The sequence below is a fragment of the Ruegeria sp. L11 genome (genome assembly GCF_056531755.1).
In genome coordinates, this window is sequence record NZ_JBQFMI010000005.1 from 84,566 (window position 1) to 103,171 (window position 18,606).

Here is an 18,606-nt window from a genome sequence, read left to right on the forward strand (position 1 = left end):
GGAAGCGGTGCACGGGATATGGAAATGCCTCATCCCGGCATGTGTTTAAGATGCTTCAGATCACCGCGAAAGCCCGGATGTAGATAGGGCCAGATCGTATCATCCCGTATCGCCAGTCAGTTTTGCCGCCGTATTTCTACGGGTTTGTCAGAACGCGAACTTTGTGCTCAATTCGCCCAAACTGCGTTTCGGGAGGACAGCGGATGGCAGCGACACATATCTACGAGCGTCATTTGGACAAATGCCGGGCAAATTACACACCCCTGTCGCCCCTTACGTTCATTGAACGGACGGCGCAGGTCTACCCGGATTATCCATCCGTGGTTTATGGGGATCGCCGGTATTCCTGGGCTGAAACCTATGCCCGTTGCCGGCGTCTGGCGAGTGCGTTGACAGCGCGTGGGATTGGACGGGGTGACACAGTGTCGATTATCGCGGCCAACATCCCGGAAATGTACGAGGCGCATTTTGGCGTGCCCATGACGGGCGCTGTTCTGAACGCAATCAACACGCGGCTGGATGCACCGATTGTCGCATTCATCCTGAACCATGCCGAAGCCAAGGCGCTGCTGGTCGACCCCGAGTTTTCGGATGTGGTGAAAGATGCACTGCAACAGGTCGATCATGACATTCTGGTCATCGATATCGAAGACCCCACCTTCGACGGCGGTGAAAAGCTGGGCCGCCTGACCTATGATGCCCTGCTGGCCGAAGGCGACCCAGCGTTTGACTGGTCACTGCCAGCGGACGAATGGGACGCGATCACATTGAATTATACCTCGGGCACCACGGGCAACCCCAAGGGCGTGGTTTACCACCATCGCGGCGCGACCCTGAATGCGCAGTCCGATTTGCTGGACTGGGATATGCCCAAGCATTCGGTCTATTTGTGGACCCTGCCGATGTTCCACTGCAACGGCTGGTGCTTCCCGTGGGCCATGGCAGCCAATGCAGGTGTTTCCGTTTGCTTGCGCGCGGTGCGGGCCGAACCGATCTATGCTGCTTTCCGGGACGAGAAAGTGACCCATTTCTGCGGTGCGCCGATCGTTCTGAATATGCTGGCCCATGCGCCGGATGAGCTGAAGGACTTTGACCACCAGATCAAGGTGATGACGGCAGGTGCCCCGCCGCCTGCGGCTGTGATAGAAGCGATGGAGGCGATGGGTGTCGAGGTCACGCATGTCTATGGCCTGACCGAAACCTATGGGCCTTCGGTTGTCTGCGCATGGAAAGACGAATGGAACAGCAAAGGGCCTGAAGACCGCGCCGCGCTTAAGGTGCGGCAAGGCGTGCGCTATACCGCGTTGTCCGGCCTGATGGTGGCCGACCCGGAAACTCTGGAACCGGTTCCGGCGGATGGCGAAACCATGGGTGAGATATTCATGCAGGGCAACGTGGTGATGAAAGGATACCTCAAGAATCCCGAGGCCACCAACAAGGCCTTTCACGGCGGCTGGTTCGCGTCCGGTGATCTGGGTGTCATGCACCCCGATGGCTATATCGCGCTCAAGGATCGTTCAAAGGACATCATCATCTCGGGCGGCGAGAATATTTCATCTGTCGAGGTCGAAGGCATCCTCTACAAGCATCCGGCGGTGATGGAGGCTGCTGTGGTGGCCCGTCCCGATGAGAAATGGGGCGAAACGCCCTGCGCCTTTGTCGAGTTGAAACCCGGCGCGGCCGTAACCGAGGCAGAGCTTATCGCCTTCTGTCGCGACCGGATGGCCCATTTCAAGGCACCCAAAACGGTTGTATTCGGCACTCTGCCCAAGACATCAACCGGCAAGGTACAGAAATTCGTTCTGCGGGATCAGGCGCGGGCGCTGGGTTAAAGATTGTCGAAGATCGACAGGTCCAACGCCAGCATCTTACCCATCCAGATCGCGCGGTCGCGGTGATCCTCCAGGTGTTCACCGGTTTCCGGGTGCGTGAAGACCGTCAGGCCCTGCCGGTTCAGCATCAGCCATGGGATGACTTGGTCGAATGCGCTGGCAGCAAAGCCCAGCTGGCAGCTCCAGCGCGAATGGGGGCCGACGTTTCGGGCGTGCATCCGGCCCATTTGAACAGGGAACAGGCGGGCCGCCTCTTCACAGACCTGCCGCGCGGTGTCCTGCGTGTCGGCGTCGAAATAGACATGGGCGTGATAGCCGGTGATCTCGGGCATAGGAACCTCGTCTGCTTTGTTGGCTCAAAGCTAAGGCCTAAAAGGAAAAAAACCTAGCTGCGCATGCACACAGGGTCTGTGCAATGTTAACCCGGCGCATGTGCGTCGGGATGTGCCGCGACAAAGGCCGGGTGATTGGCGCAGGCCTCTTCAACCCGCAGCAGGCGGGGCATATCCGACAAATCAACCTGCCACCGGCGCGCGTTATAGATCTGCGGGATCAGGCAGAGGTCGGCGAGACCGGGCTTTGACCCAACACAGTAGGGGGCCTGTTCGAAATCACCCAACATGGTTTCGAACGCCTGCAACCCGGGTTTGATGAAATGCCGCATCCAGTCGCCGGGCATGTCGGGGGCGTTATGGCTCAGGGTCGTGGCATAGCGCGCAACCGACAGGTTGCAGACTGGGTGGATGTCGACGGCGATCGCATAAGCCAGCGCCTGAACACGCGCGCGTTCCGCCGGATCATCAGGCAGAAGGTTCAACTGCCGGGTCCGGTCCAGATAGTCGAGGATGGCCAGCGATTGCGTCAACCGCAGCCCGTCAATATCCAGAACCGGCACAAAGCCCTGCGGGTTTCGCGCGATATGTTCATCGCCCTTTTGTGCGCCGCCCACCAGATCGACAACAACCGGGCGATACGCGATCCCGGCCAGATTCAGGGCGATCCGCACCCGGTAACTGGCCGAGGATCGCCAATAGTCATAAAGGACGACGTCGCTCACGTCCGGGCCTGTCAACTGTCAGTCAAAGCGGCAGCGCGAAGGGCGTCCGTCAGCACCGTACTGTCACCGATGTGGTTGGCCAACACCAGTACCAGCCGCGCATTCAGCGCGTCGCTGTCTGCTTTTTCCAGGCCTTCATGCGCGGCCAGAAGTTCGGCATAGAAGTCATCGGCGTTTTTGATGTTCGGGGTTAGGATCAGGTCTGACATGGGGCTTACTCCTTACCGCAGGCTCTGCGGATCGCGTGCCGGAAGGTGTTTTCTTCGTAACTGTCACGCCGGGCCGCCACATGCTGGTCCGGGCGGATCAGGTAGACCGCGCTGGTCGCGTCACCCAGATAGCGGCGTTTGAGGGCCAGCGTCATATCATCCTTGACCGACAACGCCAGTCGCGTGACCTCGATCCCATCTTCTTCCAGGGTATCAGGGGCGTCTGCATCAATGGTCAAAAGCGTGAACTTGCCTGCAAGCTTGGGCAGCAGAAACTCGTCACCAAGCGGAGCGTCGGGACAGGCCGAACCCGGGCGCGTTCCGGCCGGGCCGTTCAGCGCGTCCGCGGAATTCAGCGAGGATCCGTCATAGGTGCAGGGCTGGCTCAGGCGGCCCGAATTCACCAGCGGGCGCGCGAAATCATAATGTTCGCTCAGGTCCAGAACCGCATCGCGCAGGATCCGCGACATTTCGGATTTTGGGGTGATGAAATCGGTCGAGCGGCTGGAATTCAGGATGTTCTCGTCGGCCCCGTACACGCGTTCGGTGTTGTAGCTGTCCAGCAGAGTTTCAGGCGCTTTCCCATCCAGAACCAGCTTCAGTTTCCAGCACAGGTTGTCGGTGTCCTGAAGGCCGGAATTGGCCCCACGCGCGCCAAAGGGGCTGACCTGATGCGCGCTGTCGCCCGCAAACAGGACACGTCCCTTGCGGAAGCTTTCCATGCGGCGGCACTGGAACGTATAGATCGAGACCCATTCCAGCTGAAACTCGACATCATCGCCCAGCATCGCCTTGAGGCGGGGAATCACGTTCTCCGGGCGCTTTTCGCGTTCCTTGTCGATATCCCAACCCAGTTGCAGGTCGATGCGCCACACATTGTCGGGCTGTTTGTGCAGCAAGGCGGATTGCCCGCGATTGAACGGCGGATCGAACCAGAACCAGCGTTCAGACGGAAAATCCGCATCCATGATCACGTCTGCAATCAGGAAGTTGTCTTCAAATATCCGTCCTTCGAAATCAATGCCCAACATCCGCCGGGCAGGGGATGTCGCGCCATCACAGGCAATCAGCCAATCGGCTTCGATTGTGTAAGGTCCTTCTGGTGTCTCGACCTCCAGCCGCACGTGATCGTCATGCGTGCCAATCGCCTCGACCTTGTTGCGTCCGCGTATCTCAATCGGTGCGCCTTCTGCCTGCAACTCGCGGACCCGTTCAACGAAATAGTTCTCAAAATGGTATTGCTGAAGGTTGATGAAGGCAGGGTTGGCATAACCTTCATCCGGTTGCAGGTTGAAGTCATAGACCTGCCGATCATCGAAGAAGACCTTGCCCCGGTCCCACAGGACGCCCTTGTCGACCAGTCGGCGCCCGCATCCCAGCCGGTCGGCAATTTCCAGCGTGCGTTGCGAGAAACAGATGGCGCGGCTGCCGAAACTGACCTTGTCATTCTCATCCAGAACCACGACGTCAACCCCTTGCTGCGCCAGATCAATCGCGGCGGCCAGACCAACCGGGCCCGCGCCGATCACGATAACCTTGCGCCGAACTGGCGTCGGGCTGTCCTGATCCGGACTGCGTTCATAGCCGTAAAGCGGAGTTTCAAAGATCTTGTTCATGGGCTTCCCCCCAAGCAGATGGGCCAAAGTGCTGCATGTCCTGTGCCCCGGCAACATGTGCCGAAGCCTTTGGCATATGGTTTCATTGAATCCCGCCGCCTAAAACGATCTGGATCAAACTGGGCCGTTTTTCCTTACCCTTGCAGGGCCTCCCACATCTCAAGATCGCGCTGGGCGGTCCAGATGCGGGGTGTGTCGATGCCACGGGCTTCGTCGTAGGCGCGGGCGACGTTGAACGGCAGGCAGTGTTCGTAGATCGCGTAATTGGCGAATTTCGGGTCACATTCGGCACGGACGGCATCCCATGCCTCTTTCAGGCTGCCACCGCGCGCCGCAACCCTGGCCGCCGGGCGGTAGGTGCTTTCGACGAAATCGCGGGTGTTTTCGATGGCGGCATTGACCATGTCCTTGCCAACCAGCGCATCGCCGCGTCCCGGTGCGATGGCGTCGACATCGAACCACTTGATCTCGTCCAGCGTGTCGCCCCAGTCGTTGAAATGCCCGTCACCGCAATAGCAGGCCGAGTGATATTCGACGATGTCGCCGGTGAACATCACGTTCTGGTCTGGCACGTGGATGACGATATCACCGGCGGTATGGGCGCGCCCCAGATGCATCAGGTCGATCCGGCGATTGCCCAGATAAACGGTCATCGTGTCGCTGAATGTGGTGGTGGGCCAGGTCAGGCCAGGAATGCTTTCATGCCCTTCGAACAGGCGCGGGAAGCGCTGGAATTCGCTGTCCCAGTCTTCCTGACCGCGTTCCACCACCATGGCGCGGGCCATGTCGGACATCAGAATCTGTTGTGCGCCAAAAGCGCTGGCACCCAAAACCCGCACAGCGTGGTAATGGGTCAGCGCCACGTGGGTGATCGGCTTGTCGGTCACAGACCGCACGCATTCGATTACCTTATTGGCCAGGCGCGGGGTCGCCTGTGCCTCGACGATCATCACGCTGTCATCGCCAATGATCACGCCCGAGTTCGGGTCACCCTCGGCGGTGAAAGCATAAAGCCCTTCGCCCACCTCGGTGAACGAGATTTTCTTTTCCGACATGTCCCCCTGGGACGCGAATGCTTTGGCCATCTTGGTTTTGTCCTTTTGCGGTTGCGCGGAAGGCAGGGGTTGGATGCCTCCGGCGGGAGTATTTGGAAAAAGATGAAGCTCAGTGCGTCATCGTTCGAATGGGGAGTTGAGTGCAGGCAGAACGGTGCCGGTACAGTCGCCGAACCCGATAGTATAGCCGTCGCCCCTGGCAGCGCCGGTCAGGGTCATCGTGTCGCCGTCTTCGATGAAGCTTCGGGTTTCACCTGTGTCCAGCGTCAGCGGCTCTTTCCCGCCCCAGCTGAGTTCCAGAAGTGATCCGCGTTCGGGCTTGGTTGGGCCGGATATGGTGCCTGACCCCAGCAGGTCGCCCGTGTTCATCGGGCATCCCGATGTGGTGTGGTGGGCCAGTTGTTGCGCGGCGGAATAGTACATCTGGTTGTAGTTGGTTCGCGCGATGGTCGTGGCGTCTTGGCCTTCGGGTGCCATGGAGACGGCCAAATCGATGTCATACAGCATCGGGCCGCAATCCTTGAGGTGGTCCAGCAGCGCGAACTCGCGGGCTGGCGTGTCACAGCGGAACGGCTCGAGTGCAGCCTTGGTCACGATCCAGGGGCTGATCGAGGTTGCGGTTGCCTTGGCCTGAAACGGGCCCAGCGGCTGGTATTCCCAGGCTTGTATATCACGTGCCGACCAGTCGTTCAGCAGAACGTAGCCGAAGATATGGTCGTCAGCTTCCTGCACGGTTATCGGGCCATCCGAGGGCGTGCCCACGATGGCGCCCATCTCCAACTCGATATCAAAGCGGCGGCAGGGCAGGAAGGCGGGCAGGTCCTGATCGGGGGATTTCAGCTGTCCCCACGGGCGGCGGATATCCGTGCCGGACACCACGACCGAGGACGCCCGTCCGTTATAGCCAATCGGAATGTGCAACCAGTTCGGCGGCAGCGCGTTTTCCGGGCCACGGAACATGGTGCCCACGTTGAAGGCATGGTTTCGCCCGGCGTAGAAATCGGTGTATTCGCTGACCGCGAAGGGCAAGTGCATCTGGGCTTCGGCCTGCGGTACAAGCAGCGGTTCGATCTTGCTTTGCTCGTCCGAGCCCTCGGCCAGAATGCTGATCAGCCGCTCACGCAGGGCCGCCCAGACGGCGGGGCCTTCCTCCATCAAAGGGTTCCAGAACGGCAGATCGAACAGCGGCTCATCGCTTAGGGTGATTAACCCCTCGGCTTCGGCGGCGGTAACGTCGAGGATCATGTCACCGATGGCCACGCCGCAGCGCGGATCATTGCCTTCGGTCGAGAAGACACCGTAAGGCAGGTTGTTCAGTGGAAACGGATGCGCCGCGTCATTGGCCGAGGCCACCCAGGACTTCATCAAAGGCATATTTTGCCCCTATTTTGCTATATTTGGTACGTGGTTCGAAACGATCATAACCCCGAATAGACAGGCGCCAAAGCCCACAGCGGGCGCAGTTGCAGCATGTCGACTGCCAGGGTCCCGTCTTTGTTTTCCGGTTGCGGCGACAAGACGTCTGCAACCGGAATGGGTATGTTCATCGCCGTCAGGACGGGTGCCGTCTGGCGAACCCGGTCTGAGGGTCATTTCTTGCCCGGTGTGCCGTCGAACTTCTTCTCAAGCGATGTCCAGCAGTCGATATAGTCGTCCTGCAGCGGTGCCTCATTGGCGGCAAACGGTGTCAGGTGCTGGGGGAACCGGGTTTCGAACATGAACGACATCGTCTGGTCCAGCTTTTCCGGCCCCAGATTGGAATAGGACGCCTTGTCAAAGGCTTCCCTGTCGGGGCCATGCGGGATCATCATGTTGTGCAGGCTGGTGCCACCGGGAACGAAGCCCTGCGGTTTCGCATCGTATTGACCGTAGATGTTGCCCATCAGCTCGGACATGATGTTCTTGTGATACCAGGGCGGGCGGAACGTATCCTCCATCACCATCCAGCGTTCGCGGAACAGGACAAAGTCGATATTTGCGGTGCCGGGCTGGCCAGAGGGTGCCGTCAGAACGGTAAAGATCGACGGGTCGGGATGGTCAAACAGGATCGCGCCAACCGGGCAATAGTTGCGCAGATCGTATTTGTAGGGTGCATAATTGCCGTGCCACGCCACCACATCCAACGGGCTGTGTCCGATTTTAGTGGTATGAAACAGGCCGCACCATTTGATTGTCACGGTCGACGGGGTTTCACGATCCTCATAGGCAGCGACCGGAGCTTTGAAATCGCGCGGGTTGGCCATGCAGTTGGCCCCGATCGGACCGCGACCCGGCAGTTCGAATTTCTGGCCGTAATTCTCGCAGACAAAGCCGCGTGCCGGGCCTTCCAGAACTTCAACCCGGTACAGCAGTCCACGCGGGATGATCGCGATTTCTTTGGGCTCAAGGTCAATGATTCCCAGTTCAGTCGCAAAGCGCAGGCGCCCTTCCTGTGGCACCACCAGCAACTCGGAATCAGCCGAGAAGAAATAGTCGTCGACCATGGATTCGGTGACCAGATAGATGTGGCAGGCCATGCCAACCTGGGTGTTCACATCCCCCGCCGTCGTCATGGTCCGCATCCCGGTCATCCAGTTCAGACCTTCATCGGAATGCGGCACCGGGTCCCAGCGATACTGGCCCAGGCTGATCACATCCGGGTCGATGCAGGGGGCCGATTTCCAATAGGGCAGGTCGATTTTTTCGTAACGGTGCGAATGCTTTACCGACGGGCGAATACGATAGCACCAGGTGCGTTCAGGCGGGTTGGCGGTAAAGGCCGTGCCGCTCAGCTGTTCACCGTAAAGCCCGTAGTTGCACCTTTGCGGGCTGTTCATCCCCTGCGGCAGCGCATCGGGCAGCGCCTCGGTTTCAAAGTCGTTGCCAAAGCCGGGCATGTAACCGGCATGGGTACCAACAGGCGTTGCTGCTTGCGTCAATGAATGCGGATCCGTCGGACGGTTCATTACGTATTCCTCCGTTTGCTGCTTGTCGGTTAATAGTTGATTTTGTAACTAACAAGCATGACACATGACGAATCTGAAAAAAATGATGACTTTTTCCTGCAGAATTTTCTGCCGTTCCTGCTGAACCAGGCGGCCGAGCGCGCCTCGTTGGAATTTCAGGCTGTCTACAAGGGGCGGTACGGAATGCTCAGAACCGAATGGCGGGTGCTGTTCCATCTGGGGCTGTTTGGCGAAATGACCGCCAAGGAAATTGGTGAACGGGCCAGAATGCACAAGACCAAGATCAGCCGTGCAGTCTCCAAGCTCGAGGAGCGCCGGTACCTGAAACGCACACGGGACGAGGCTGATCGGCGGGCGGAATGGCTGACACTGACACCCGCCGGGCAAGCCGTGTATCGCGACTTGTACGGGGTGGCGGCAAGCTATGACGCCAGGCTGTCGGACCTGTTCAGCGAAAAAGAGGCCGCCTTGCTGCGCCAGATGTTGCGACGGTTGGCTGGTGTGGACTGACCACTGGTAATTGGCACCTGCCGTCCCCAGATATGTGTCATGCTTGATACGGAATTTGAAATGACGTCATTCGAACCTGCCAAGGTGTCCACACACACCCTGATCGACTGGTTGGTCCAGAAGGGGCTTGAGGGTGCCGGGCAGGAAGAGTTGCTGGAAGGCTTCTGCACCAGCCTGGTCGATATGGGCATTCCGCTGATGCGGTTTCATGCGGCGCAGTCGACCTTGCACCCGGTTTATGGCGGAACCGGATATAGCTGGTACAAAAGCACCGGCGGTGAATCCGAGAAGTTTGAAAACACGGATACGCCCAGCGAAATGTGGCAACAAAGCCCGCTTTATGCGCTGCTGAACGAGGATCTGGATGAAATCCGGGTCAAACTGGTCGACCATAATGAACCCAGCCGATTTCCGTTGTTGAACGACCTGAGAGAGGTTGGGGCGACCGATTATTATGCCACCGGCATCTCGTATGAGGGGTCGGGGAAGATGCGCCCCGACGGTACCAAAAAAGTCAGTGATGGCGTCCTGATGTCCTGGGCCAGCGATGCGCCGTCCGGGTTTGATGACAGCGATCTCAGGCACATTCATGCGGTATTGCCGCATCTGGGGCTGGCGCTCAAATCCGCCAAGAACCAGAACCTGACCGAAGACCTGATGCGGGTCTATCTGGGTCGTGATGCCGGGCGCCGCGTCCTGTCGGGTGAGATTCGTCGCGGATCATTGCAGCAGATCGATGCGGTGATCTGGAATTTCGATCTGGAAGGGTTCACCAACCTGTCTGAAGATCTGCCGGGTCACGAGATCATCGACATGCTCAATGATTACCTGGCCGTGGCCGTGGGCGTTGTGCACGACAAGGGTGGGAATATCCTGAAATTCATGGGCGATGGGCTGATGGCCATGTTCGATGTCGGCGAAATCGACGAGGACGCCCGTGCCGCGCTCAGCGCGGTGCCCTTGCTGCAAGCCCGTATGGATGAATTGAACGCCAGACGTCAGGCGCAGGGGTTGCCGGTTGCGAATTTCACGCTGGCCCTGCATTCCGGCGAAATCCTGTATGGCAATATCGGGTCTGAAACGCGGCTGGATTTCACGGTGATCGGCCCCGCCGTCAATCAGGCCGCCCGCATCGCGGGTATGCACCGGTCGCTGGGTCAGCAAATCCTGATCTCGGACGACGTCGCGGTCGCGGCACGCCCCTGCGCACAAGACCTCATCTCGGTCGGGCGCTACATGCTGCGCGGGGTGAACGAACCCAAAGAGCTGTTCACAGTATACAGTCCCGGCGGGCCATCAGATTCCAAGTGAAACCGAGGCTATTCCTTCAGCGATTCCGAAACTGAAAGTCGTGAAGGAACACCTTTGTTTAGCTGGGTACGAGCGGCGGGTTGGAGCGAATGTTCGAGAATGGTGAGGATTTGTACGAATGGCGGGTTTGAGGCCATTGCCGACAATGCGGTTTTAAGCAGGGTAATCAGGGAAACCTTCATATTGACCTGATCCGGCGTCCTGTATTTGCATTGAGCTCGAATTGGAGTGCGGCCTTTGAAAAACAACTACATACTAATCGACTTTGAAAATGTTCAACCCAAGAACCTCGAACTCCTTCGGGGACATGTTTGCACCTTGATTGTTTTCGTAGGAGCCAATCAAAAAAGCATACCCTATGACTTTGCACAAGCACTGCAAAGCTTGGGAGAAAATGCTGTTTATCAGAAGATAGCAGGGAATGGCTCGAACGCCTTGGACTTTCATATTGCGTTCTACTTAGGAGAACTCTCTACCAAAGACGCCAATGCGTGTTTTCATGTTATTTCTCGTGACAAAGGCTTCGACCCATTGATTGCACATCTGCGACAAAGGAAGCTCCCCGCTTTCCGTCATGCAGACCTATCCGAGATCCCATTCGTCAAAATCTCGAATGCAAGCTCGCTGGATCAAAAAATTGATGCGATTGTTGACAGCTTGAAGTCTAGAGGAACTTCGCGTCCTAGGAAGATCAAAACCCTTAAGGGAACGATGAACGCACTTTTTTTAAAGACCTTGGAGCAGGAAGAGCTGGAAAGGCTGGTTGATGAGTTGAAAAGACGTGGTCACGTAGTCTTTTCGGATCAATCAGTCAGTTATGGCCCCGACATTACCCAGCACTGACTGGCTTAGGGGCTGAGAATTTCGCGTTTTGAATTGCCCGTTTGCCGCGCAGACCAGCCTCCAATACAGCTGATCAGAAATCGATTTCGACACCCGGCAGGTTCAGCTCTCGCATCATGTCGCGCAGTTCCTGCCGTGCTGCGATGTTCGAGATATTCAGCTGTTTGACGCCAATATCCTTGAGATCCAGCAGGGTCAGGCCGCGCGGAAACAGTTCGCGAAAGATCACCCGTTCGGAAAAGCCCGAAGCGACGCGGAAGCCGATGCGCTGCGACAGCATTTCGATCGCGCGCTGCATCTTTTCCTTGTTGACCATGCGCTGGGTACCGACGCGGTTGCGCACAACGACCCAGTCGATGGGCTTCAGCCCGGCCTGCGCCCGCAATTGCCGGGCATTCCAGACCATCTCGGAATAGACGGACGGGCCGAGGATTTTCTCACCCTTTGAATCAATCCGCGCCAGCAGGTCAAAATCGATGAAACTGTCGTTCAAAGGGGTGATCAGCGTGTCGGCCAGCGAATGGGCCACTTGGCTCAGGCGAGTATGGGAGCCGGGGCAGTCGATCAGGATAAAGTCACTGTCGCTTTCCAGTTGCGACACGGCAGCAGACAGGCGGTGGTCGTAGATATTCTCGCCCGGCTTCAGCGTGCTGGCATCGATCTCGGGCAGGTCGTGATGGCGGGGGCCGGGCAGCGTCAGGCCCGCGCTTTTCAGAAAGTTGTTCCGGTTCTCGAAATACCGTCCAAGGCTGCGTTGCCGCAGGTCCAGATCAAGCGTGCTGACCTTGTGACCCAGTCGGGCCAATGCGGTTGCCACATGCATCGACACGGTCGATTTGCCAGCGCCGCCTTTTTCGTTCCCGACCACAATGATATGTGCCATGCTTGTATTCCCAAGTCTTGCCGTGTTTGACTACACGTTGTTGGCACCCACTATATGTTGTGTCGCCTGCGATGAAAAGAACCTCAAGCGGCGCTTTTGGGCATTATCGGACTCTATTTTGGAAAACACAGCGCCGTGCGCGGGTTACACGAAGGCGCCTGTCGGTTGATCTGCCTTGATCGGCAAGCCGATCGCGGTTTTGGCGGCGAAATCGCTGCGTCAGCGCCTGTTTCCGAACGCATACACCAACCGCTGCCTGCAACGATCCGCGTCGGAATCAATCGCGCCTTTTGCCTGATTCATACACGCACGGATCGCCCGCCCAATGGGTCCTTTCGCGGTGGCGCCGGTTGGGCCGGATCGGGAAAACTATGCGGGGGACGGAAAATTTGGTTAAATACCAAACAGATTTACACCGAACAGTCTTGCAGGTTTTGCAGGGGTCCTCTTCGGTTCATCTTCAAGGCAGGTGAAAGGGGCATTGGCATGCCGGACACTGCTGCGGAAAGTTCAGGCGGTTCACACGTTGTTCTTGCAATGACGGCCATTTGCATGATGGTCGTTGGCTTCAACACAACCGCTGTTGCGACCATCCTTCCATATCTGAAGGCCGAGTTCGACCTGACACCTTCGGGCCTGCAATGGGTGATGGCGATCTATACGGTGGCCAGCGCGACCCTTGTGACGATTGTAAGTCGGCTTGGGGACATCACGGGCAAGATGGGTATCTTTTTCTTTGGTATGATCGTGTTTGCCTGCGGCTCTGCTTCTGTGTTGTTTTCACAGAACGCGGCGATGCTGCTGATTGGGCGTGGCGCGCAGGGGGCGGGGGCTGCGGCCCTGTTCGGCACCTCATTGTCCCTGCTGACCGCCGCAACGCCCGAGGAACAACGGGCCAGCGTGACCGGTGTTTGGGGCGCAATCGTGGGCCTTGCGATAGGCGTCGGGCCCATAGTCGGAGGAAGTTTTGCCAACTTCCTGAGCTGGCGCGGGGTATTCGCCACGGACCTTGTATTGCTTGCCATTGCGTTTGTGATCGGCCTGCAGGTCAGCAGGAAAAACTATGTCCCGGATACGCGCCTTCAGGGTGCGAAATTCGATACCGCAGGGGCGATAGCCATTGTCTTGCTTCTGGGTCCATTGTCATTCGCACTCAGCAACGGTGAAGCACGCGGATGGGACAATGCCCTGACCATTGTTCCTTTGGGGGTCGCCGCTTTGGCGGCTGTCGGTCTGGTTTATACCTCGCGGCGCAGCGACGATCCGCTGGTCGAGTTCCGATATTTCCGGCACCCGCGCTACCTTATGGCGGCAACGGGGATGTTCTTTGTGGGATTTGCGTTGTTTTGTTTCTTTATCTATTTCAACGTGTTCGTCCAATCCCCGGACGCGTTCGGCTATTCACCGGTTGAGGCAGGCGTCGCGATACTGCCGCTAAGCCTGAGCATGTTTGTCATTTCCGTCACCGCTCCGCGCCTGCTTGCGCCATACAGTTTTCAATGGCCGGTGACCGTCGCAATGGGATTGATGGCCTGCGGCTTCCTGCTTTTGACAACAACCTCGAACATCGACAGCTATGCTGAAATCTGGTGGAAGCTGATCATTGTGGGGGTTGGCATCGGCATTTGTTTTTCGTTGCTGCCCCGTCTCGGGCTTCGGTTGCTACCCGACGAACATGTCGGACAGGGGTCCGGGGTGATCAACACATTCCTGTATTTCGGGGCCACGATGGGATCGGTTGTCGGCGGTCTGGCCGCATCCCTGACCATCCGCTCCGGCCTGTCCGAAGTCATCGCGGCGCTGCCCGACGGGTCGGCACAGCGCGGCGACCTTGCGCGCGCCCTGACGCATGGCACGGCAACACAGGTGGAACAGTTGATTGCCGGGCTTGACCCGTCAACAGGCTCAACACTGGCCAAAGCATTACGGGACCTGCAGGATAATGCATTTGATGCGGCGATGCTCATGGCTGCTATCGCGGCCTGTATCGGGCTGGTGATCGCGCTGCTGTTGCTGCGCGGTCCGGTTCCGCCATTGCACGACGCGGCCGAACTCACGAAACCCAAGGATCAGAAACCGGGGAAAGCAGGGGCCTGAAACGAAAGAAGGCCGCCCGCTGGCGACCTTCCTTTGAAAGACTGTGGCAAAGGTTCAGAAACCCAGGCCTTCGTATTTCTTCTTGAACTTCGACACGCGGCCGCCAGCGTCCAACAGGCGCGACGAACCACCGGTCCATGCAGGATGTACCGAAGGGTCGATTTCCAGTGCCAGCTGGTCGCCTTCGCTGCCCCAGGTGGATTTCATCTGAACGACGGTGCCATCGGTCATCTTGACGTCGATGACGTGATAATCGGGATGGATGTCTTTTTTCATCTTTCCGCTCCTTACGCTTCGGCGCCAGCTTTGGGCTTGTAGTTGGTGACCTCTGCGATACGTGCGGATTTACCGCGACGCGAGCGCAGATAGTACAGTTTGGCGCGGCGAACGCGACCACGGCGGACAACGGTGATGCTGTCGATATTGGTCGAATACAGCGGGAACACACGCTCCACGCCTTCGCCAAACGAGATTTTGCGAACGGTGAACGAACCGGCAATGCCGCTGCCGTTGTTGCGCGCGATGCAGACGCCTTCGTAGTTCTGCACACGGGTGCGCGACCCTTCGGTCACCTTATAGCCGACACGAATGGTGTCACCGGCTTTGAAATCGGGGATGTCTTTCCCCAGGGCGGCAATCTGTTCCGCCTCAAGCTGTGCGATCAGGTCCATCGCAGTTTCTCCTATCTGCTCGTGGTTGGTCCACGAAGTTGGGCACGGCCTGAGAGCTCTTGGTCTTCACCGGGTCCTGCGTACAGCCCGCCAGAGGTCAGATCGAATGTTCCTTTGGTCTGGCCTGACCCGACGCATCCCTGCCGAAGAAAGCGGGACGTCACGCCATGGTGCAAACCAAAACACCGGAGTCGCAGAACGCGGCACCGGATTGCGGTCGTTTAAGGGTATTGCCGGCAGGGATCAAGGGAAAAACGCCCTGTCTTGCCCAAGGCGCCGGTAGGAATCCGCCAGCCTGAAAGTAAGGCGTTGCCAAGCGGCCCAGATCAGGCATTCTGAGGCAAATAATATGAGCAGATATTTCAGACAGGACCCTATGATGCGATTGGCATTCATGCTGGCCATAACGGCCGTCGCGCTGATGTCTTGCGGGCGGGGCGGCCCGAAACCTCAGGCCGTAGAACCCGTTCCGGGCGTGGACAGGACAGCACCGCTTGTGATCTACCCCGATTTTGGCGACGCGGATCCCCATGACTGGGAAGGGCGTCACCCCAGACAATACCCGATCCATGGCCTTGACGTGTCACGCTGGCAGGGGCCGATTGACTGGCGCACGGCCCGGGCATCAGGTGTCAGCTTTGTGTTTCTGAAAGCGACCGAAGGCGGCGACGTGGCCGATCCCCTGTTCGACGATCACCGCCGCGGCGCGCAGTCGGCCGGTGTGCCCTGGGGCGCCTATCACTATTATTATTTCTGCCGGTCGGCCCGGGAACAGGCCCGCTGGTTCATCCAGAACGTGCCCAAAGGGGCAGACCTGCCGCATGTGCTGGATATGGAATGGACACCGCATTCCAAGACCTGCACGCTGCGCCCCGATGGCAGAACCGTCCGCGCCGAGGCGCAGCGTTTTCTGGACATTCTCGAACGACACTATGGCCGCCGCCCGATCGTCTATACCACGGTGGATTTCTATGAAGACACCGATATCGGGCGCCTGCCCAAGACCGAGTTCTGGCTGAGGTCGGTTGCAGGCCATCCCCGCAATGTCTATCCCCGCGCGGTCTGGCGGTTCTGGCAATATACCGGCACCGGTCTGGTTCCGGGCGTTCAGGGCCGGGTGGACATCAACACCTTCAACGGCACGCCAGACGTCTGGGCCAGATGGAAGGCCGGAGGTTAGGTCTTTGGTGCGCCGTAGGTTTCAATGGTGCCGCCGCCAACCTGATGGTCCAACCGGCGCTCCCGCTCTTCCCCAAAGGCGTTGCGCACACTAGACCTGCGGCAAGTGTGCAACAATCCGGCCTATCACTCAGACGAATCCGACCGGGATATTTCATAGTCAGCCCAGATATCCGGGCGGCGCTCGCGGGTAATGTCCTCAGCCATCTTGTGGCGCCATTCGGCGATGCGGCCATGGTGGCCCGACACCAGAACCTCGGGTATCTGGTGGCCTTTCCAATCCGCCGGGCGAGTGTATTGAGGATGTTCCAGCAGGCCCGAGGAAAAGCTTTCCTCTTTGGTCGAGGCCTGATTGCCCAGAACGCCGGGGATCAGGCGCACTGTGGCATCGATCAGGGCCTGTGCCGCAATCTCACCACCGGTCATCACGAAATCACCTAAGGAGACCTCCTGCACACCGTAATGCTCCAGCACGCGCTCATCCACGCCTTCGAACCGGCCACACAACAGGGTCATGCCATCGCAGCGCGCAAGGGTCTGCATCATGCGCTGGTCCATGCGCCGCCCGCGCGGGCTGAGGTAAATCAGTGGCCAGTTGCCCTGAATGCCCGCCATGGTGTGCTCGATGGCTTCGCCCAACACATCGGGCCGCAAAACCATACCCGCGCCGCCCCCGGCAGGCGTGTCATCCACGTTGCGATGCCTGCCGACGCCGAATTGCCGCAAGTCCACGGTTTCCAGCTGCCACAACCCCTCCTGCAGCGCCTTGCCGGTCAGGCTTTCTCCCAGAACGCCCGGAAAGGCGGTTGGAAACAGGGTGATGATCTTGGCCTTCCAGACGCCGTGCAGGTCCGGGGTGGGTGTCATCAGCTCACGCGGTTTCAGCGTGGCCCGGATCGCCTTGCGACCATGGGATTTGCCGGGTTTGTCAGTCATTTCTGGCGGGCCAGTTCATGTTGGGCGGTTCGAATCAGGGCCTTTTTCTGAGTGATTAACGCTGCTTCGTCCAGCGATGATCGGTTCAGGGCCAGCAGTTCCCTCAGGACGTCGTCGGACAGCTGAGGGCTTTCATGCACAGGCTTCACAAGCTGCGCAGATTTCCCGGGTGGCAGGTCGAGAAATTCGGCAAATGGTGCGCCCAATCCAAGGTGGTGGCCTTTCAGCGCTTCCATCCACGCGGTCCGTACCGTGACAGTTGGCAACCGGTCTCTGATCCGGTCTGCCGTGTCCTGTGGCGATGGCAGATGCGCAAGATCGGCGCAAAATCCGTCCAGGTCCTGAACCATGCGCGACAGTTGAAGATCGTGGGCCCAAAGGCTGCGCAACCACACATCGCGATTGCGTAACGACAGGTAGACGGTGATGTCGGTTTCTTCGCCCACCAGACGGCGGCGCAGCACGCTGACGACCGTTTCCGCCAGTTCGGGTGCGGCCCCGTATCCTTCGATTTTGTTCCTGCTGGGGCGCAGGCCCAGAAAATTCTCTTCGCTCAGGATCAATCCTCGGCGTGCTCCGAAATCCAGACCGTCGAAAAAAGTGTGCAACTGACCGCCAAAACCCGCCAGCGTGTCATCCAGTCGATAGATCGAATGGCGCGTGGCCGCTTCGCTTAAACCGGCCTTGCGGGTCTTATACGGAAGGACCAGAGCGAAATGAGGCCAGATCAGCTCGCGGTTTTCATGCAGAAAGGACTGTGCTGCCGTCATGCCGGTCTTGTGAAAACCCAGATGCAGCAGAACACGTCGCATCAGATCAGGCCTTCGGGCGGGTCGGCCACAATGCGGCCCTGTTCCAGATCGACGGTTGGCACCACCAGCATCGTGAACGGCAGCAGAACCGTCGCCTTCAGGCCCGGCCCGTGTAGTTCCAACAGGTCCGTGGCCCCGTGGTTCTGCACGGATTTGACCTTGCCCAGCAGGGTGCCGCCGGTGTCATAGACCTCAAGCCCGATCAGGTCTGTGTGGTAGAACTCGTCATCGGGCAACGAGGGCAACTGATCGCGCCGCGCAAACAGGCGCAAACCGTTCAGGGCATCCGCCTGTTCCTTGGTTTCAACCCCGCCAAGACGGGCGGCAAAACCGTTCTTGATCGTACGCGTCAGAACCACCGGATAACGTTCCTTACCGGTTTCATCCGTCAGTGGCGAATACGTCTCGATATCTTCGGGAACGGCGCAGAAGCTTTTCAGGCGCACTTCACCGCGTACACCATAAGACCCCGCGACGCTGCCGACGCAGATCAGATCATTCATTGGCAGCCCCCGTCGTCAAACAGATCCCGTTTCTCCATTCGCCTAGCCCTTCGCAGGCTTCGCGCTGATTGTTGCGCTCAAAGAACACGCCCACAATAAAGGCGATCAGCAGCAGAATGGGAAGGCGTATCAATCCGAACATGCTGC

Annotated in this window: 21 protein-coding genes; 6 read left to right on the forward strand and 15 right to left on the reverse strand. The window is 58.6% G+C overall.

The annotated features are described in order from the left end of the window. Positions 1-203: 203 nt before the first annotated feature. Entirely contained in the window at positions 204-1,832 is a 1,629-nt protein-coding gene (locus ACR0CE_RS11715) for an acyl-CoA synthetase (RefSeq protein ID WP_480832547.1), read from the forward strand. On the opposite strand, the gene ACR0CE_RS11720 is transcribed toward ACR0CE_RS11715, so the two are convergent. The 8 genes from ACR0CE_RS11720 to hmgA form a co-directional block, all read right to left on the reverse strand. After that, on the reverse strand, positions 1,829-2,164 hold the full coding sequence (locus tag ACR0CE_RS11720; RefSeq protein ID WP_480832549.1) for a DOPA 4,5-dioxygenase family protein: 336 nt from the start codon (positions 2,162-2,164) through the stop codon (positions 1,829-1,831). The two genes, ACR0CE_RS11715 and ACR0CE_RS11720, sit on opposite strands and share 4 nt — an antisense overlap. 86 nt (positions 2,165-2,250) lie before the next feature. Beyond that, positions 2,251-2,889 (reverse strand): maleylacetoacetate isomerase, encoded by a 639-nt coding sequence (gene maiA / locus ACR0CE_RS11725; protein WP_480832551.1) that lies wholly within the window; start codon positions 2,887-2,889, stop codon positions 2,251-2,253. A gap of 11 nt (positions 2,890-2,900) precedes the next feature. After that, complete coding sequence (locus ACR0CE_RS11730; RefSeq protein WP_209506076.1) at positions 2,901-3,098, reverse strand: DUF2783 domain-containing protein; 198 nt, start codon at positions 3,096-3,098, stop codon at positions 2,901-2,903. A 5-nt stretch (positions 3,099-3,103) separates the two neighbouring features. Beyond that, a complete protein-coding gene (locus tag ACR0CE_RS11735) occupies positions 3,104-4,714 on the reverse strand; it encodes an FAD-dependent oxidoreductase (protein WP_480832553.1) in 1,611 nt (536 codons plus the stop codon). 134 nt (positions 4,715-4,848) lie between these two features. After that, a complete protein-coding gene (locus tag ACR0CE_RS11740; RefSeq protein ID WP_480507312.1) occupies positions 4,849-5,799 on the reverse strand; it encodes an MBL fold metallo-hydrolase in 951 nt (316 codons plus the stop codon). 87 nt (positions 5,800-5,886) lie between these two features. Next, entirely contained in the window at positions 5,887-7,143 is a 1,257-nt protein-coding gene (gene fahA, locus ACR0CE_RS11745) for a fumarylacetoacetase (protein ID WP_480483799.1), read from the reverse strand. Positions 7,144-7,187: 44 nt separating this feature from the next. After that, complete coding sequence (locus ACR0CE_RS11750; RefSeq protein ID WP_480492720.1) at positions 7,188-7,316, reverse strand: hypothetical protein; 129 nt, start codon at positions 7,314-7,316, stop codon at positions 7,188-7,190. Between the two features lie 42 nt (positions 7,317-7,358). Next, positions 7,359-8,714 (reverse strand): homogentisate 1,2-dioxygenase, encoded by a 1,356-nt coding sequence (hmgA, locus tag ACR0CE_RS11755; RefSeq protein WP_480832556.1) that lies wholly within the window; start codon positions 8,712-8,714, stop codon positions 7,359-7,361. A gap of 57 nt (positions 8,715-8,771) precedes the next feature. On the opposite strand from hmgA, the gene ACR0CE_RS11760 reads away from it, so the two are divergent. The 3 genes from ACR0CE_RS11760 to ACR0CE_RS11770 all read left to right on the forward strand — a co-directional run bounded on the left by ACR0CE_RS11760 (position 8,772) and on the right by ACR0CE_RS11770 (position 11,378). Beyond that, entirely contained in the window at positions 8,772-9,224 is a 453-nt protein-coding gene (locus ACR0CE_RS11760; protein ID WP_480487209.1) for a MarR family winged helix-turn-helix transcriptional regulator, read from the forward strand. A 60-nt stretch (positions 9,225-9,284) separates the two neighbouring features. Next, complete coding sequence (locus tag ACR0CE_RS11765; protein WP_480832558.1) at positions 9,285-10,535, forward strand: adenylate/guanylate cyclase domain-containing protein; 1,251 nt, start codon at positions 9,285-9,287, stop codon at positions 10,533-10,535. Between the two features lie 228 nt (positions 10,536-10,763). Then, on the forward strand, positions 10,764-11,378 hold the full coding sequence (locus ACR0CE_RS11770; protein ID WP_480492738.1) for a PIN domain-containing protein: 615 nt from the start codon (positions 10,764-10,766) through the stop codon (positions 11,376-11,378). 73 nt (positions 11,379-11,451) lie between these two features. On the opposite strand, the gene ACR0CE_RS11775 is transcribed toward ACR0CE_RS11770, so the two are convergent. Then, the gene (locus ACR0CE_RS11775) at positions 11,452-12,261 is read right to left on the reverse strand and encodes a division plane positioning ATPase MipZ (protein WP_267367261.1); all 810 of its coding nucleotides are present in this window, start codon (positions 12,259-12,261) and stop codon (positions 11,452-11,454) included. 486 nt (positions 12,262-12,747) lie between these two features. On the opposite strand from ACR0CE_RS11775, the gene ACR0CE_RS11780 reads away from it, so the two are divergent. Then, the gene (locus ACR0CE_RS11780; RefSeq protein ID WP_480832559.1) at positions 12,748-14,358 is read left to right on the forward strand and encodes an MFS transporter; all 1,611 of its coding nucleotides are present in this window, start codon (positions 12,748-12,750) and stop codon (positions 14,356-14,358) included. 54 nt (positions 14,359-14,412) lie between these two features. Here ACR0CE_RS11780 and rpmE read toward each other — a convergent pair whose 3' ends face one another. Further along, positions 14,413-14,634, reverse strand: a complete 222-nt coding sequence (gene rpmE / locus ACR0CE_RS11785; RefSeq protein WP_267366773.1) for a 50S ribosomal protein L31 — start codon at positions 14,632-14,634, stop codon at positions 14,413-14,415. Positions 14,635-14,645: 11 nt separating this feature from the next. After that, a complete protein-coding gene (gene rplS / locus ACR0CE_RS11790) occupies positions 14,646-15,029 on the reverse strand; it encodes a 50S ribosomal protein L19 (protein ID WP_267366771.1) in 384 nt (127 codons plus the stop codon). A gap of 379 nt (positions 15,030-15,408) precedes the next feature. Here rplS and ACR0CE_RS11795 point away from each other — a divergent pair, with 379 nt between their 5' ends. Further along, positions 15,409-16,209 (forward strand): glycoside hydrolase family 25 protein, encoded by an 801-nt coding sequence (locus ACR0CE_RS11795; protein WP_480832561.1) that lies wholly within the window; start codon positions 15,409-15,411, stop codon positions 16,207-16,209. A 125-nt stretch (positions 16,210-16,334) separates the two neighbouring features. Here the strand turns inward: ACR0CE_RS11795 and trmD are convergent, their stop codons facing one another. The 4 genes from trmD to ACR0CE_RS11815 are packed head-to-tail and all read right to left on the reverse strand — an operon-like array spanning position 16,335 to position 18,601. Then, on the reverse strand, positions 16,335-17,144 hold the full coding sequence (gene trmD / locus ACR0CE_RS11800; protein WP_480832563.1) for a tRNA (guanosine(37)-N1)-methyltransferase TrmD: 810 nt from the start codon (positions 17,142-17,144) through the stop codon (positions 16,335-16,337). Further along, the gene (locus ACR0CE_RS11805) at positions 17,141-17,956 is read right to left on the reverse strand and encodes a hypothetical protein (RefSeq protein WP_480832565.1); all 816 of its coding nucleotides are present in this window, start codon (positions 17,954-17,956) and stop codon (positions 17,141-17,143) included. Before ACR0CE_RS11805 ends, trmD begins: the two co-directional genes overlap by 4 nt. Next, positions 17,956-18,459 carry a ribosome maturation factor RimM gene (rimM, locus tag ACR0CE_RS11810; protein WP_480832567.1) on the reverse strand — a complete coding sequence of 168 codons (504 nt, stop codon included), beginning with the start codon at positions 18,457-18,459 and terminating at the stop codon, positions 17,956-17,958. Before rimM ends, ACR0CE_RS11805 begins: the two co-directional genes overlap by 1 nt. Next, a complete protein-coding gene (locus tag ACR0CE_RS11815) occupies positions 18,452-18,601 on the reverse strand; it encodes a hypothetical protein (RefSeq protein WP_209506115.1) in 150 nt (49 codons plus the stop codon). The genes rimM and ACR0CE_RS11815 overlap by 8 nt, the downstream gene beginning before the upstream one ends. Positions 18,602-18,606: the final 5 nt, after the last annotated feature.